A 15012-nucleotide genomic window follows, 5' to 3' on the forward strand; every position below is an offset into this window, starting at 1 on the left:
CAGGGCCCGACGGAGCCCGCCCGCCGGGCTGGACCGAACGGGACGGGAGCGGTCAGCCGCGACCCTCCAGCTCCAGCAGCTGCTGCTTGCGCTCCAGCCCGCCCGCGTAACCGGTGAGCGAACCGTCCGCCCCGATCACCCGGTGGCAGGGCCGGATCACCAGCAGCGGGTTCGACCCGTTGGCCGTCCCGACGGCGCGGGCCGACTTGCGGGGCAGCCCCGCCTGCTCGGCCAGCTCGCCGTAGGTGACCGTGCGGCCGTGCGGGACCTGCTCCAGCGCGGCCCACACCCGGCGCTGGAACTCGGTGCCGTGCGCGGTGAACTCCAGGTCGAAGGAGGTCGACTCGCCCGCGAAGTACGCCCGCAGCTGCTCGGCCACCTCGGCGAAGGCCTCGGCCTTCTCGATCCAGCCGGGCTGCACCACGGCCGCGTTCCGCTGCCCCGTCGTCATCGACACCGAGGCGAGCGCGGTGCCGCCCTTCGCGGTGGCGGACTCCTCGCCGACGAGCAGCAGCTCACCCAGCGGGCTGTCGAGGGTGGTGTAGACGGTGATCACGGTCTCTCCCAGGGAACGGGCGGTTCGTACCTGTCCCAGTCTGCCGGGTGGCCAGGGCCCCGACCGGCGGAAATCGGACACGGCACTCGCGCGGTTCAGCGGGTGGGCGTCCGGGACCCGGCGGCCAGGACGACGCCGGCGGCCACCGCGATCACCCCGGCGGTGCGGAACCCGCGGTGGGAGCGCCAGGACAGCACCGACCAGCGGGACTGCGCGGAGAGCAGCGAGCCGGTGCTCAGCCAGGACGCGGTGGAGACCACCGAGAGGGCGGAACCGATCGAGCCGAGCGAGAGCACACTGCCGACCGAACCGACGGACAGGACGGAGCCGACCGACCCGATCGAGAGCACCGAGCCCACCGAACCGATCGACAGCACGGAGTCCTTGGACCAGAGCGAGAGCGGCGAGTCAGCGAGAATCGGCATGCTCCGAATCGTAGACCGGGCGGTGTCGGATCTGACGGCCCGTCCGATTACTGCGCTGTCCACATATGTGGAAGGGATACGTAATTTAGGATAACTATTGACCTGCTGGACCGGTGTCAGCACCATGATGGGCGGCTGCCTCTCCCCCCACTGCTCTGGAGGTACGTTGTCCACACGAAAACTCGTCGCGCTCGCCTGCGCGGCGACGGTGCTGCTGGCTGCCGGCGGGCTAGCCGTCGAGGCAAACGGCGTGGCACCCAACGGAGTTCAGGAACAGGCCGTCGGCTCGCTGGACCTGTCGAAGGCCAACCGCAGGGCGCCCGTCGCCGGTCTGTACGACTGGTCCAAGGCGGGCTACCGGGGCGGCGCGGACCTGCCCGGCGCCGCCGACACCAACCCGGACGCGGCCTGCCAGATCACCCCGGCCGAGCTGGCCGCCCAGTTCGGGGTGCGCCCCGACGACGGGGTGGACGACTCGGCGGGGCTGCAGTCCGCGATCGACCAGATCAGGACCACCTGCTCGCCGAGTGCGGGCTACGGCAAGCTGTCGCTGATCACCCTGCCGGCCGGAGTGCTCCAGGTCTCCCGGCAACTCGGCGTCGATGCCGACTACTTGACGATCCGTGGGGCGGGCAGCGGCGCCGGTGGCAGCCGGATCGTGTTCCGGCCGGACGCCGACACCCGGTACGACGCGCTGACGCCGGACGGATCGGACTGGGACGAGGACGGCATGACCTCGGGCTCGGCCAAGGGCGGCTGGATCTGGCCCGGCCGCGGGCTGTTCCGGGTGCAGTCGCGCGGCGTGCACAGCGCCTACGCCAGTGAGTACGCGGCGGCGCCGGCCAACCGGAAGGACCTGTTCGAGGGCACGGTCAACGTGCACTGGAAGGCGGGCCTGAAGCTCCGTGAGAAGACCGGCGGCGCCGGGTTCGCGGCCAGGACCGGGGACACCGTGGTGCCGCTGGCGAGCAGCGGCGCGCTCACCGACTTCCGGGTCGGCGGGCTGGTCAACATCCGGGCCGCCAACTCGCTGAAGTTCTACGCCCAGCAGGACATCCAGCCGGCCGACGGCACGCTGCAGAACATCCACATGCGGCAGCAGATCTTCACCGTCACCGCCGTCGACACCGCCAACCGGACCCTCACGCTGGACAAGCCGCTGGAGTACGACGTCCCGGTCACCTCGACCTCGGACGGCTCGGCCGCGATCGACGGCGCGGTCTACGACTCCAAGGCCGCACCGATCGTGGACCCGGTGCTCGGGGTCGGCTTCGAGAACTTCGCGCTCACCCAGGACATGCCGAACCTCAGCCAGGCCGACGCCGTGCACAACTACGGCAACATGTCGCCTGCCGACGAGATTCACGGCATCGTCTTCAAGTGGGCCGCCAACTCCTGGGTCCGGGGCATCCGGACCGAGATGACCGGGTCGCACCCGATCGTCACCGAGGAGGCGTACCACCTCCAGATCGTGAACAACCAGCTGGACGGCTCCTGGAACAAGGGCAAGGGCGGCAACGGGTACTTCCGCGGCTCCCGGGTCTGGGACTCGCTGTACGCCGGGAACACCTCGCGGAACCTGCGGCACTTCACCTTCCAGTGGTCCGCCTCGGGCAACGTGGTGATCGGCAACGACTTCGACTCCGACATCAACCTGCACGGGGGATGGGAGCGGAACAACCTGATCGAGCTCAACACGGTGACCGTGCCGTACGAGCACCGCTCCGCCAACTGCCGCTCCAACTGCGGCGAGGAGGGCGGGGGTGGGACGGACGCCTCCACCTGGTTCCCGGTCTGGTGGGGCGCCGGGAAGAAGGCGGTGAAGTGGTCCGGTTCGAGCGGGCCGCGCAACGTGTTCTTCCACAACACCATGACCAAGCAGGTGGCCGCCGGTGCGGCGTACACCCCGTACTACGCCGACCAACAGCGGATCTACCAGTTCGGCTGGAGCGGCACGGCGTGGCAGCACCTGGACGCCGGGGGAGTCCCGATCCCGGACTGGGCGGGGCGGGAGCAGCTGGACTACAGCGGCGGGCACGGGGTGGACGCGACCCGGACCGACGGTGGGGCCTCGCTCTTCCTCAAGTCGGTGGGCGGGGGCACTCCTTCGCCTTCGTCCTCCGCATCGCCGTCGCCCTCGCCGTCGCCGAGTCCCAGCTCTTCGCCGACCGCAGCCGGTTGCCTGAGCGCACGGACCGTCAAGGGGTCGAGCTGGAGCAACGGGTACGGCATGGACGTCTTCGTCAAGAACAACTGCGCCACCAAGAGCGTGAGTTGGACGGTTGAGTTCGACCTGCCGGCCGGGACCACGGTCGCCAGCAGCTGGTCCTCGGTCAGGACGCAGAGCGGTCAGCACTACAAGTTCGGCAACGTGAGCTACAACGGCGCCATCGCCCCCGGTCAGGAGGAGAGCTTCGGTTTCAACGCCGCCGGTCTCGGCCTGCCGCTGAGCTGCACCGTCAACGGGGCTCCCTGTGGCGGGGGTTCGACCACCCCGGGCCCGACTGCGACTCCAACCGTGACGCCGAGCCCGACCCCGACCCCCACCACCCCGCCCGGCCCGGTGGTGGACGTGTCGACCGCCGCCCAGCTGAGCGGTGCGCTGGCGGCGGCCGTGCCCGGCCAGACCATCCGGCTCGCGCCCGGGGAGTACCACGGTGCGTTCGCCACCACCCGGCCCGGTACGGCGGCGCAGCGGATCACGTTGACCGGCCCGCGTACCGCCGTGCTGGTCAACGACGGGCCGTCGGGTGACGCGCCCGCCTGTCCGGAGCCGACGGCCGGCTGGGACCCGGGGTACGGGCTCTGGCTGGCCGGGGCGCCGTACTGGAACCTGGCCGGCTTCACCGTGAAGGACTCCAAGAAGGGTGTGGTGCTGGACAGTTCGCACCACGTCACGGTGGACGGGGTGTACGTCCACCACGTCGAGGAGGAAGGGGTGCACTTCCGCCGGTCCTCGGCCGACGGGGTGATCCGGAACTCGGTGATCGAGTACACCGGGCTGGTCCAGCCCGGGTACGGGGAAGGGGTCTACCTCGGTTCGGCCGGTTCGAACTGGGGCTGCCACGGCAACACCGGCGGGGCGGACCGTTCGGACCGGGTGCTGGTGGAGAACAACCGGATCGGCCCGTACATCGCGGCCGAGCCGATCGACGTCAAGGAGGGCACGTACGCCGGGATCATCCGGGGCAACACCTTCGACGGGCGCGGGATCAGCGGTGAGAACTCGGCCGACTCCTGGATCGACGTCAAGGGCATCGACTACCTGATCGAGGGCAACGCCGGCAGCTTCGCCGCACCGGGCACGTTCGCCAACGGGTACGAGACGCACAACCCGGGCAGCACGCCGTCCTTCCCGAACGGCTGCGGCAACGTGTGGCGGAACAACACCTCGGACCTGGGCGGGGTGGGCGCCTACGCCGTCAAGATCACCTCGCCGTCGAGCTGCTCGGCCCGGCCCAACGTGGTGTACGCCTCCAACACCGTGACCAGGGCGGTGAGCGGACTGACCAACGTCCCCGTCACGCCGTAGCGCGACGGGGACGACGGACGGCAGGCGCTATCTGATGCCGTGTCGGCGGAGCGTGCCGGCGAGGGCGGTGGTGTGCGACACCACCGCCCTCGCGACGCGGGCCACCTCCTGCTCGGTGGCCGCGGCGACCGGCATCGAGCAGCTGATCGCGTCGGTGGCGGGGATCCGGTAGTGCACGGGGGCGGAGACGCAGCTGACGCCCGCCGTGCCCTGTTCGCGCTCCAGCGCCCAGCCGCGGTCCCGGGTGCGGGCCAGTTCGGCGTGCAGTTCTGCGCGGTCGGTGACGGTGTGCGGGGTGAGCGCGGGGAGCTCGGCCGGCAGTATCGCGTCCACCTCGGCGGTGGTCAGCTCGGCGAGCAACGCCTGCCCCAGGGCGGTGAGATGGGCCGGCAGGCGCCGGCCGACCCGGGAGACCACCCGGACGGTGTCGCGGGCCTCCCGGCTGGCCAGGTAGAGCACGTACGCGTCGTCCCGGCGGGCGAAGTGCACGGTGTAGCCGGTCTCGGCCCGGAGGTCCTCGAGGGCCTCGTTGGCGTACGGCAGGGCCGGGTCGCGGTCCAGGTAGGCGGTGCCGGAGAGCAGTGCGTGCGGCCCGACGCCGAAGGCGGAGCCGCTGTCGTCGGCCTCCACCCACTTGAGCTCGCGCAGGGTCCGGATCAGGGCGTGCAGGCTGCTGCGGGGGTAACCGAGCCGTTCCTGCAGCTCGCTGACGGTCAGTCGGCCGGGGGAGGCGGCCAGGGCCTCCAGGATGCGCACGGTGCGCTCGGCCGACTTGACCGTCGAGGCGTCCGGCTGGGCAGAGGGCATGTCCACCATCCAGATAGGTGCTGCAGGAGTGTTGACCGTCATAGTAACGGACGCTAACTTTCCCTTGCAGTGCTGCCACATTCTCAGATTCTGTCCAGATACGTAGACAGGACTTCGATGCTCCGCAGATCCGCATCCATCCTCTCGGCCGCGCTGGCGGCCGTCGTGGCCCTGACCACCCTGACCGCGTGCGGCTCCGGCGACAGCCAGGGCGCCGCCGACGACAAGGCCCCGCTGGAGATCTGGGTGCGCAAGCCCCCGGGCTCCAACACCGAGAAGACCCACCAGCAACTGGCCGCCAAGTTCACCGAGTTGACCGGCGTGCCAGCTCATGTCACCGCGCTGTTCGACGACTTCGAGACGAAGCTGCAGCAGGCCGCGGCCCAGAAGAAGCTGCCGGACCTGATCGTCAACGACACCGCCCAGCTCGGCACCCTGGTCAAGCAGGGCCTGGTCCGCGAGGTCGACCGGCCCGGCACCAAGGGCGGCGACCAGCTGATACCCGCGTCCTGGGACGCGGCCAAGGGCGCCGACGGCAAGTACTACGGCGTCCCGTTCTCCGCCCAGACCTTCGGGCTGTTCGTCCGCAAGGACTGGCGGGAGAAGCTCGGCCTGGCCCAGCCCACCAGCTGGGACGAACTCGACGCGCTGGCAACCGCGTTCACCACGCGGGACCCGGACGGCAACGGCAAGGCCGACACCTACGGCTACGTGGTCCCCGGCTCCACCAAGCGCGGCTACCTGGACTGGTACTTCTCCAGCTTCCTGTGGTCGGCGGGCGGCGACTACTTCGCCAAGGACGGGAAGACGCCCGCGATCGGTGACGGCTCGTCGGTCGCGGCGGCCCAGCGGCTCAAGGACCAGTTCTGCACCGCGAAGACCGTGGTGCCGGGCGCGGCGACCGCCGAGACCACCCAGGCCCACCCGCTGTTCGAGACCGGCAAGGGCGGCATCTACTTCACCGGCCCGTACAACATGGCCCGGTTCGACAAGAGCCTCGGCAAGGACAGGTACGAGGTGATCGCGCTGCCCGCCGGCCCGGGCGGCCGGAGCGTCTCGCTGGCCGAGGGGGAGAACGCGTACCTGATGGCCGGTTCGAAGAACCGCACCGGGCAGCAGAGGTACGCCGAGTTCCTGGTCTCGCCCGAGGGGCAGACGATCGGGATGGCGGGCGACACCGACGGCAACGTGGTCCGACTGCCCGTCAACAAGGGCATGGACCTGGCGGCCGTCCGCAAGGACCAGCGCTGGCTGGTCTTCGACAAGGTCTACCGCGAGGCGGGCCGGTACGTGCCGGTGGTGAAGGAGTGGACCCCGTTCCGGCAGGCCTCCGCCGAGGCGTTGAACGGGATGGTGGCCGACTGCGGCTCCGACCCCAAGGCGGTGCTCGGCAAGCTGGCGGGGACCTTCGCGGCCGAGCTGACGAAGCAGGGGGTCGGATCCTGATGTGGCTTAGGCCCTCCGCCGGTTGGGCCCGGGGCCGGCTCACCCCTTGGCTGTTCCTGGCCCCGGCGCTGGTGCTCTTCGCGCTGTTCAAGTTCCTGCCGATGTGGCGCGCGGTCGAGATGAGCTTCCACGAGGTCCGGCCGTACCTGGGCGACCGCTGGGTCGGCGGGGCCAACTACCAACAGGTGGTCACCGACGAGGCGTTCCTGAGCGCGATCGGGCACACCCTGGTGCTGGCGGTCGGTCAGACCGGCGGCTCGGTGCTGCTGGGACTGGCGCTCGCGCTGGTCCTGGAGGGCACCGCGCGGCGGCTGTGGATCGTCCGCACCGCGGTCTTCCTGCCGACCGTCACCGCGATGGCGGTGGTCGCCGAGGTCTGGCGGATCCTCTACTACCCGGCCGCCGACGGCATCGCGAACTCCCTGCTGGCCTGGGTCGGGGTCGGGCCCTCGCAGTTCCTCAACAGCCCGGACAGCGCGCTCTGGTCGGTCATGACGGTCGGCGTCTGGCGCGGTGCGCCGTACGACATGATGATCTTCCTGGCCGCGCTGGCCGGCGTGGACCGCACGCTCTACGAGGCGGCGGCCGCCGACGGCGCGGGGGTGTGGCGGCGGGTCTGGCACGTCACGCTGCCCGCCCTGCGGCCCGCCTTCGTCATCCTGCTCACCCTGGCCGCCATCCGCAGCCTGCGGGTCTTCACCGAGATCTTCCTGCTCACCAACGGCGGGCCGAACGGCTCGACCGAGGTACTGATGACGCTGATCTACCGACTCGGCCTGGAGCGTGGGGAGTTGGGCGTGGCGGCGGCCGGTTCGATGGTGCTGCTCGGGGTCTCGGTGCTGCTCACCCTGCTGGTCGGACTCAGCCGCCGCGGCAGAACCGGAAAGGCCGTGACATGAAGAACCGTCAACTCGACTCCGCACTCGGCCTGGACGCCCGGACCGGACCGCTCGCCCTGATCGGCAAGGTGGTGCTGCACGGGCTGCTGGTGCTGGTCTTCGCCGGTCCGCTGCTCGCCCTGCTGGTCAGCGCGTTCAGCCCGGTCAGCGATCCGACCCGGCTCACCCTGCTGCCGACCGACTTCACCCTGGCCAACTTCCGGGCCGCCTTCGACCGCGACGTGCTGCGCTACCTGCTCAACTCCTTCCTGGTGGTGGGCGGTGGGCTGCTGCTCCAGGTCGGGGTGAGCATCTCGGCCGGCTACGCGCTCGCTCGCAAGCGCTTCCCGGGGATGCGGCTGGTGCTGCTGCTGATCCTGTCCACCATGATGCTGCCGGAGGAGGTGCTGGCCATCCCGCTCTCACTGGTGCTCTCCGACCTCTCGCTGATCGGCAGCCTCTGGGGCATGATCGTGCCGGTCGGCGCCTGGGCCTTCTCGATCCTGGTGACCGCCGAGTTCATGAAGGAGATCCCGCTCGAACTGGAGGAGGCCGCCCGGCTGGACGGCGCAGGTGACCTGCGGATCTTCTGGTCGGTGGTGCTGCCGCTGTGCAAGCCCGCGCTCGGCGTGATCGGCATCTTCGGCTTCACCATGATCTGGGACCAGTACATGCTGCCGCTGTTGGTCGCCACCGACGCGAAGCAGTTCACCCTGCCGCTCGCCCTGCGCACCCTGCGCGCCGACGAACAGGTCGGGGTCGGCGTCCTGCTGGCCTCCGCGCTGCTCGCCCTGCTGCCCAGCGTGCTGGCCTTCCTGGCCATGCAGCGGCAGTTCATGCGCGGGCTCACCTCCGGCGCGGTCAAGGGCTGACCGGCCCTCTCAACTCACTGTTTTCCTCAGGAGATTCAATGCGCCTGCACGGCCTTCTGTCGTTCCCCCTGACCCCGTTCACCGACGACGACAAGGTGGACCTGGCCGTCTTCGCCGAGCACCTGGAGCAGCAGATCGCCGCCGGGCCCGCCGCGCTCTTCGTGGCCTGCGGCACCGGCGAGTTCACCGCCCTGGCGCTGGACGAGTACCGCGACCTGGTGGCCACCGCGGTCCGGGGCGCCGACGGCCGGCTGCCGGTGGTGGCGGGCTGCGGCGGTGGCCCCCGGATGGCCCGAGACTTCGCCGTCGCCGCCGCCGAGTGCGGCGCGGACGGCCTGCTCCTGCTGCCGCCCTACCTGGTCACCTCCACGCCCGGCGGGCTGGTCGAGCACGTCCGCTACGTCGCCTCGGCGACCCCGCTGCCGGTGGTGGTCTACCAGCGCGCCAACGCCGTGCTGGACGAGGCCGCCGCGCTGGCCCTGCTCGACGTGCCGACCGTGACCGGCATCAAGGACGGCCGGGGCGACGTGGACGCGATGCTCCGGCTGGTCACCGCCGTCCGCACCAGCGGCCACCCGAGGGCCGCCGGGTTCGGCTTCCTGAACGGGCTGCCCACCGCCGAACTCTCCGTCCAGGCCTACCGGGCGATCGGCGTGGAGTGCTACTCCTCAGCCGTACTCTGCTTCGCGCCCGACCTGGCCACCGCCTTCCACCGGGCGGTCGAACGGGGCGACCACGACACCGTCCGGCTGCTGCTGGCCGAGTTCTACCTGCCGCTGGTCGCGCTGCGCGACCGGGTCCCCGGGTACGCCGTCGCGCTGGTCAAGGCCGGGGCCCGGCTGGCCGGGCTCGCGGTGGGCGGTGTCCGGCCGCCGCTGGTGGACGCCTCGCCGGAACACGTCCGCGAGCTCGGCCGCATTCTGACACGCGGCCGGGCCGCGCTGGCTACGGTGGTGGAGTGATGCGCATTCAGGACGTGGTGATCACGCCGATCGCCTTCGCCGACCCGCCGCTGCTCAACTCGGCCGGGGTGCACGAGCCCTGGGCACTCCGGGCGGTGGTCGAACTGCGCTGCGGCGACGGCCTGGTGGGCCTGGGGGAGACGTACGGGGACGCCCCGCACCTGGCGTTGCTGCGCGCGGTCGCGCCGGCACTGACCGGGCTCGACCCGTTCGACACCAACGGGCTGCTGCGCCGGATCCGGGCCGTGCTCGGCGACGCGGACACCCCCGACCGGCACGGCCTGACCGGTGGCTCGACCCCGCAGAAGACCGCGCTGCGGGTGCTCAGCCCGTTCGAGGTGGCCTGTCTGGACCTGCAGGGGCAGCTGGTCGGCCGTCCGGTGGTGGACCTGCTCGGCGGCCGGGTTCGGGACGAAGTCCCGTACTCCGCCTATCTGTTCTACAAGTGGGCGGGCCACCCCGGCGCGGCCGAGGACGAGTACGGCCCGGCGCTGGACCCGGACGGGATCGTGGCCCAGGCCAGGCTGCTGGTCGAGCGTTACGGCTTTGGCTCGATCAAACTCAAGGGCGGGGTGCTGCCGCCGGAGCAGGAGGTCGAGGCGATCCACGCGCTGCGCGCGGCCTTCCCCGCCCATCCGCTCCGGATCGACCCCAACGCGGCCTGGACGGTGGAGACTTCGCTCCGGGTCGCGGCCGAGACCGACGGTCTCCTCGAGTACCTGGAGGACCCCACCCCCGGCATCCCCGGCATGGCCGAGGTGGCCCGGGGCGCGACGATGCCGTTGGCCACCAACATGTGCGTGGTCAGCCCCGACGACCTGCCCGAGGGCTTCGGGCAGCGCGCGGTGGGCGTGGTGCTCGCGGACCACCACTACTGGGGCGGGCTGCGCCGTTCCGCCGAACTCGCCGCCACCTGCCGCGCCTGGGGCGTCGGGGTCTCGATGCACTCCAACAGCCACCTGGGCATCAGCCTGGCCGCGATGACCCACCTCGGTGCCGCACTGCCCGAACTCAGCTACGCCGCCGACACCCACGCCCCCTGGCAGTACGGCGAGGACGTGCTAGCCGAACCACTGCGGATCGTCGACGGCGCCGTCCGGGTGCCGGACGCCCCCGGCCTGGGCGTCCGGCTCGACCCCGACGCGCTGGCCCGGCTGCACGAGAACTACCTGCGCTGCGGCATCCGGGAGCGCGACGACACCGCGTACCTGCGCAGCATCGACCCGACCTTCGAGAAGCGGCGGCCGCGATGGTGACCGTCTCGGCCCACGCCTTCCCGTGGGACGTGCTCGGCGACCCGGCCTTCGCCGACCGGGTGACCTCCGCCGGGCTGGACGCGGTGACGCTCGCGGTGAGCTACCACTCCACCCGGGCCGCCACCCCGCAGCACCCGCACCGACGGCTGGTGGACGCCAGGTACGCCGCGCTCTACCGCCCGGTCCGGCCGGAGGTCTGGGCCGGGCGGCGGCTGGCGCCGCTCGCCCCGGACTGGCTGGCCGAGCCCGATCCGGCAGGCTCGGCGATCGCCCTGCTGGCGGCGGCCGGCATTCCGGTCAACGCCTGGGTTGTACTCGCCCACAACAGCCGAATCGGGTTGCTGGCACCGGAGTTGACGGTCATCAACTGCTATGGCGAGCGCTACCCGTACGCGCTCTGCCCGAGCCGGCCCGAGGTGCGGGAGCACTGCGCCACGCTCGCCGTCGAGGCACTGCGCGAGCTGCCGGCCGGGGCGCTGCGCGGGGTCTCGCTGGAGTCGGCGGGCCAGCTGGGCGCGAGCCACTTCGGCTGCCACGAGAAGACCGACGGCGCCTACTCGCCGACCGAGCTGCGGGCGCTCTCGGTCTGCTGCTGTGACGGCTGCCGAGCGGGCTGGGGCGGTCTCGGCGTCGAGGAGGTGACCGGGCGGCTGCGGGCGGCGGTGGAGCGGGACGAGTGGCTGCCCGAGCCGCTCGCCGCCACCCTGCTCGCGGCCCGGCAGGCCGCGACCGACCTGCTGCGCCGTCAAGTTGTGATAGCAGTACGGGAGTTGCTGCCCGGCGTGCCGGTCACCCTGCACGCCCACCCCGACCCCTGGGCCGCCGGGCCGTCGCCCGGTCTGACGCCCGCCGCAGCCGCCGAGGTGGATGCCCTGTTGGTGCCGTGCTGGCCGACCACGACGGCCAGTGCCGAACTGGTCCGCAGCGCGGCGGAGTTCGGGCGCCCGGTGGACGCGTACGTGACCGCCCTGCCGCCGGCCGACCCGGCCGGGCTGCCGGACCACGTCCGGCGGCTGCGCGCGGCGGGTGCCGAACGGCTCAGCCTGTACCACCTCGGCCTGCTGCCCGCCCGGCAGCAGCCGCTGCTCGCCGAGCTGGCCGCGGCCTTCCGTGACCAGCCGGCCCCTCAGAGGAGTTGACCTTCATGCACGTCCTGATCACCGGAGCCGCCGGTGGCATCGGCACCATGCTGCGCGAACTGCTGCCCGGCCACGGGCACACCCTGCGGCTCGCCGATCTGCGGCCGATTCCGGACACGGATTCGCTGGTGTTCGACCTGCGGGACAGCGCGGCGGTGCGGGCGGCCGTGCGCGGCGTGGACGCGGTGGTCCACCTGGGCGGGATCTCCGTGGAGGACAGCTTCGCCAACATCCTCGGCGCCAACATCCAGGGCAGCTACGAACTCTACGAGGCCGTCCGGGCCGAGGGCGTGGGCCGGGTGGTCTACGCGAGCAGCAACCACGCGGTGGGCTACACCCCGCTCGACTCGCCCGAGCCGATCGGCACCGACATCCCCAGCCGGCCTGATACCTACTACGGCCTGTCCAAGGTCTTCGGCGAGGGCCTGGCCTCGCTGTATGCCGACAAGTACGGCGTGCAGACGGTGTCGATCCGGATCGGCTCCTGCTTCCCCGAGCCCCGTTCGGCCCGCGCGCTCGCCACCTGGCTCAGCCCCGGCGACTGCGCCCGCCTGATCCACGCCGCCCTCACCGCCCCCGAGGTCGGCCACACCGTCGTCAACGGCATCAGCGCCAACACCCGCGCCTGGTGGGACCTCTCCGGCGCCCGGAAACTCGGCTACCAACCGCAGGACGACGCCGAGGCGTACGCGGACCGGCTGCCGCCGCTCGACCCCGACAGCCCCGACGCCCGGCTGCTCGGGGGGTGGTTCACCACGCTCTGATCCGACGGCCGCCCGGTCTGGCGTGCGGTAACTTCCTAGTCCTGCATCGAATGATCAGGACCGGAGGAAGCCATGAGCCGCCAGCTGCCCGTCGGACCGGGCGGGCAGAGCGCCGCCCAGCCGTGGAACCGGCAACGGCTGCGCAGCAACAACGAGTGGCTGCTGCTGGAACGGCTGCGCACCGACGGCCCCTCCTCCCGGGCCCAACTGGCCCGGGACACCGGGCTGTCCAAGCCCACCGTGTCGGCGGCGCTGGCCACCCTGGAACAGGGCGGGCTGGTCCGCGAGGCGGGCGTCTTCGCCCCCGAACGCGGCCGGACCGCCGTGCTCTACGAGCCGGACCCGACGGCCGGTCACGTGCTCGGCGTGGACATCGGCCGGGGCCGGCTCCGGGTCGCGGTCGCCGACCTGACGGGGGAACTGATCGCCCGTCGGGACGTACCCAACCACGGCCGGTCGGCGGACGAGGTGGCCGACGCCGTGGTGGCAGCTGCCCAGGAGGCCACCGCCGAGGCCGGGTTGACGGCGGACCGGATCGTGCACGCCGTGGTCGGCACGCCGGGCGTCTGGGACGAGGAGCGGCGCAGCGTCCGCTACGCGGGCAACCTGCCGGGCTGGGGGCGGCCCGGACTGTTCGACCGGATCGCCGAGGGCCTGGCCACCGCCGTCACCGTCGGCAACGACGCCAACCTGGCCGCACTCGGCGAGTACGCCTTCGGCGCCGGGGCGGGCGGGCGGGTCTTCGTCTACCTGCTGGTCGGCACCGGCCTGGGTGTCGGCGTGGTCAAGGACGGCGAACTGGTGGCCGGGGCGCACGGCGCGGCCGGCGAGATCGGCTCGCTCCCGGTACCGGGGCAGCAGGTCAATCTTGAGCAGACCGTCTGCGCCGAGGCGGTGGTGCGCTCGGCCCAGGAGCTCGGCCTGCCCGGCTCGCTGACGGCGGAACAGGTCTTCCAGGCCGCCCGGGACGGGGTGCCCGCCGCTGTCGAGGCGGTGCAGGGCGAGGCCGAACGGCTCGCGTACGCCGTCGCGCTGGTCTCGGCCGTGCTCGACCCGGACCTGGTCGTGCTCGGCGGCGGCATCGGGTGCAGCGCCGACCTGCTGCTGGAGCCGGTGGAGCGGGCCCTGCACGGCCTCACCCCGCTGCGGCCGAAGCTGGTGCCGAGCCGGCTCGGCCACGAGGCGGTGCTGCTCGGCGCCGTCGCGACGGCGCTGGACACCGCCCGGCCCGAGGTGTTCGAGCGGCGGACGGCTTCCTGACGTCAGCCCTGCTCGGGCCCTTCCGATCGGGCGGTGTCCAGCGCCGAGTCGGTGCCGACGTAGTAGGTCGGACGGTGCTGGACGGCGGTGTAGATCCGGCCGATGTACTCGCCGAGCAGCCCGGCGCAGATCAGCTGGACGGCGCCGATGAACAGCATCCCGACGAAGAGCGAGGTCCAGCCGGGCACGGTGTGGCCGAACAGGTAGGCGGTCACCGAGAAGGCCAGCAGGCCCAGGCAGACCAGGAAGCTGACCAGGCCGAGCCAGGTGGCGATCCGCAGCGGGGCCGCCGAGAAGCCGGTGATGCTGTCCAGCGCGAGCCGCACCATCTTGGTGACCGGGTACTTGGTGCGGCCTGCCACCCGCTCCTCCCGGGTGTAGCGCACCTGCCCGCTGGGGAAGCCGAGCCAGGGCACCAGCAGCCGGTACACCTGCTGCTGGTCCGGCAGCGCCTTCACGGCCTCCACCGCCGCCCGGCTGAGCAGCCGGAAGTCCCCCGCCTGGGCGGGCAGCTGAGGGCCGGTCAGCTTCCGCATCAGCCAGTAGTAGGCCCCGGCGGTGCGGCGCTTGAATCCGCTGTCCGAGCTGCGGTCCTCGCGGATGCCGTACACCACGTCGAGGCGGTCCCGGTGGGCCAGCGCCAGCATCTCGGCGATCTTCTCGGGCGGGTCCTGGAGGTCGGCGTCGATGCTCGCGACGTACGCGCCGACCGCGCGGTGCAGACCGGCGGTGAGCGCGGCCTGGTGGCCGTAGTTGCGGCGCAGGCCGACCACCCGCAGCTGCGGCCAGTCGGTCTGCAGGTCGGTCAGCAGGTCGGCGGTCTTGTCCGCGCTGCCGTCGTCGACCGCGACCACCTCGTACGGCACGCCGATCCCGTCCAGCGCGGGCCGCAGCCGGGCGGCCAGTGCCGGGAGGGCGTCCTCCTCGTTGTACATCGGCACCACCACCGAGAGGGTGACGGCCGAGCCCGCCGCTGGACTCATCGGGTGCCCCCTTGGGGTCGGTCGAAAGGTGGTCGGATCCTACACAGGCCCGCCGCCGGCTGGTCTGGACCTCTGACCCATGGCGTACGCTTCCGAAAAGTTTGACAGCCCGACACGATGCCTCAAGACGCC

The 15012-nt window shown here is 71.9% G+C and carries 13 protein-coding genes; 9 read left to right on the top strand and 4 right to left on the bottom strand.

The genetic code is table 11. The features are described 5' to 3' along the window. Positions 1-52 precede the first annotated feature (52 nt). Both F4556_RS29955 and F4556_RS29960 read right to left on the bottom strand, forming a co-directional pair. Positions 53-553, bottom strand: coding sequence for a methylated-DNA--[protein]-cysteine S-methyltransferase (locus F4556_RS29955; RefSeq protein WP_184925403.1), 501 nt, complete (start codon positions 551-553; stop codon positions 53-55). A 98-nt stretch (positions 554-651) separates the two neighbouring features. Further along, on the bottom strand, positions 652-981 hold the full coding sequence (locus F4556_RS29960) for a hypothetical protein (protein ID WP_184921593.1): 330 nt from the start codon (positions 979-981) through the stop codon (positions 652-654). A 166-nt stretch (positions 982-1147) separates the two neighbouring features. Between F4556_RS29960 and F4556_RS29965 the strand changes: the two genes are divergently transcribed. Beyond that, the gene (locus tag F4556_RS29965; protein ID WP_221503728.1) at positions 1148-4513 is read left to right on the top strand and encodes a cellulose binding domain-containing protein; all 3366 of its coding nucleotides are present in this window, start codon (positions 1148-1150) and stop codon (positions 4511-4513) included. Positions 4514-4540: 27 nt separating this feature from the next. On the opposite strand, the gene F4556_RS29970 is transcribed toward F4556_RS29965, so the two are convergent. Beyond that, positions 4541-5320 carry an IclR family transcriptional regulator gene (locus tag F4556_RS29970; protein WP_221503729.1) on the bottom strand — a complete coding sequence of 260 codons (780 nt, stop codon included), beginning with the start codon at positions 5318-5320 and terminating at the stop codon, positions 4541-4543. Between the two features lie 117 nt (positions 5321-5437). On the opposite strand from F4556_RS29970, the gene F4556_RS29975 reads away from it, so the two are divergent. The 8 genes from F4556_RS29975 (at position 5438) to F4556_RS30010 (ending at position 13897) form a co-directional block, all read left to right on the top strand. Beyond that, positions 5438-6766, top strand: a complete 1329-nt coding sequence (locus F4556_RS29975) for a sugar ABC transporter substrate-binding protein (protein WP_184921597.1) — start codon at positions 5438-5440, stop codon at positions 6764-6766. Then, entirely contained in the window at positions 6766-7665 is a 900-nt protein-coding gene (locus tag F4556_RS29980) for a carbohydrate ABC transporter permease (protein WP_184921599.1), read from the top strand. Before F4556_RS29975 ends, F4556_RS29980 begins: the two co-directional genes overlap by 1 nt. After that, on the top strand, positions 7662-8516 hold the full coding sequence (locus F4556_RS29985; protein WP_184921602.1) for a carbohydrate ABC transporter permease: 855 nt from the start codon (positions 7662-7664) through the stop codon (positions 8514-8516). The genes F4556_RS29980 and F4556_RS29985 overlap by 4 nt, the downstream gene beginning before the upstream one ends. Before the next feature lie 38 nt (positions 8517-8554). Further along, positions 8555-9478, top strand: coding sequence for a 5-dehydro-4-deoxyglucarate dehydratase (locus tag F4556_RS29990; protein WP_184921604.1), 924 nt, complete (start codon positions 8555-8557; stop codon positions 9476-9478). After that, positions 9478-10734 (top strand): glucarate dehydratase family protein, encoded by a 1257-nt coding sequence (locus F4556_RS29995; protein ID WP_184925409.1) that lies wholly within the window; start codon positions 9478-9480, stop codon positions 10732-10734. The genes F4556_RS29990 and F4556_RS29995 overlap by 1 nt, the downstream gene beginning before the upstream one ends. Continuing rightward, complete coding sequence (locus tag F4556_RS30000; protein ID WP_184921605.1) at positions 10728-11873, top strand: hypothetical protein; 1146 nt, start codon at positions 10728-10730, stop codon at positions 11871-11873. Before F4556_RS29995 ends, F4556_RS30000 begins: the two co-directional genes overlap by 7 nt. 5 nt (positions 11874-11878) lie before the next feature. Then, positions 11879-12637, top strand: a complete 759-nt coding sequence (locus F4556_RS30005; protein ID WP_184921607.1) for an NAD-dependent epimerase/dehydratase family protein — start codon at positions 11879-11881, stop codon at positions 12635-12637. 72 nt (positions 12638-12709) lie between these two features. Next, on the top strand, positions 12710-13897 hold the full coding sequence (locus F4556_RS30010; protein WP_184921609.1) for an ROK family transcriptional regulator: 1188 nt from the start codon (positions 12710-12712) through the stop codon (positions 13895-13897). 2 nt (positions 13898-13899) lie between these two features. Here F4556_RS30010 and F4556_RS30015 read toward each other — a convergent pair whose 3' ends face one another. Next, on the bottom strand, positions 13900-14880 hold the full coding sequence (locus F4556_RS30015) for a glycosyltransferase family 2 protein (protein ID WP_184921611.1): 981 nt from the start codon (positions 14878-14880) through the stop codon (positions 13900-13902). Positions 14881-15012 lie beyond the last annotated feature (132 nt).

It is taken from the genome of Kitasatospora gansuensis, from assembly GCF_014203705.1.
Taxonomy (GTDB): Bacteria; Actinomycetota; Actinomycetes; order Streptomycetales; family Streptomycetaceae; genus Kitasatospora; species Kitasatospora gansuensis.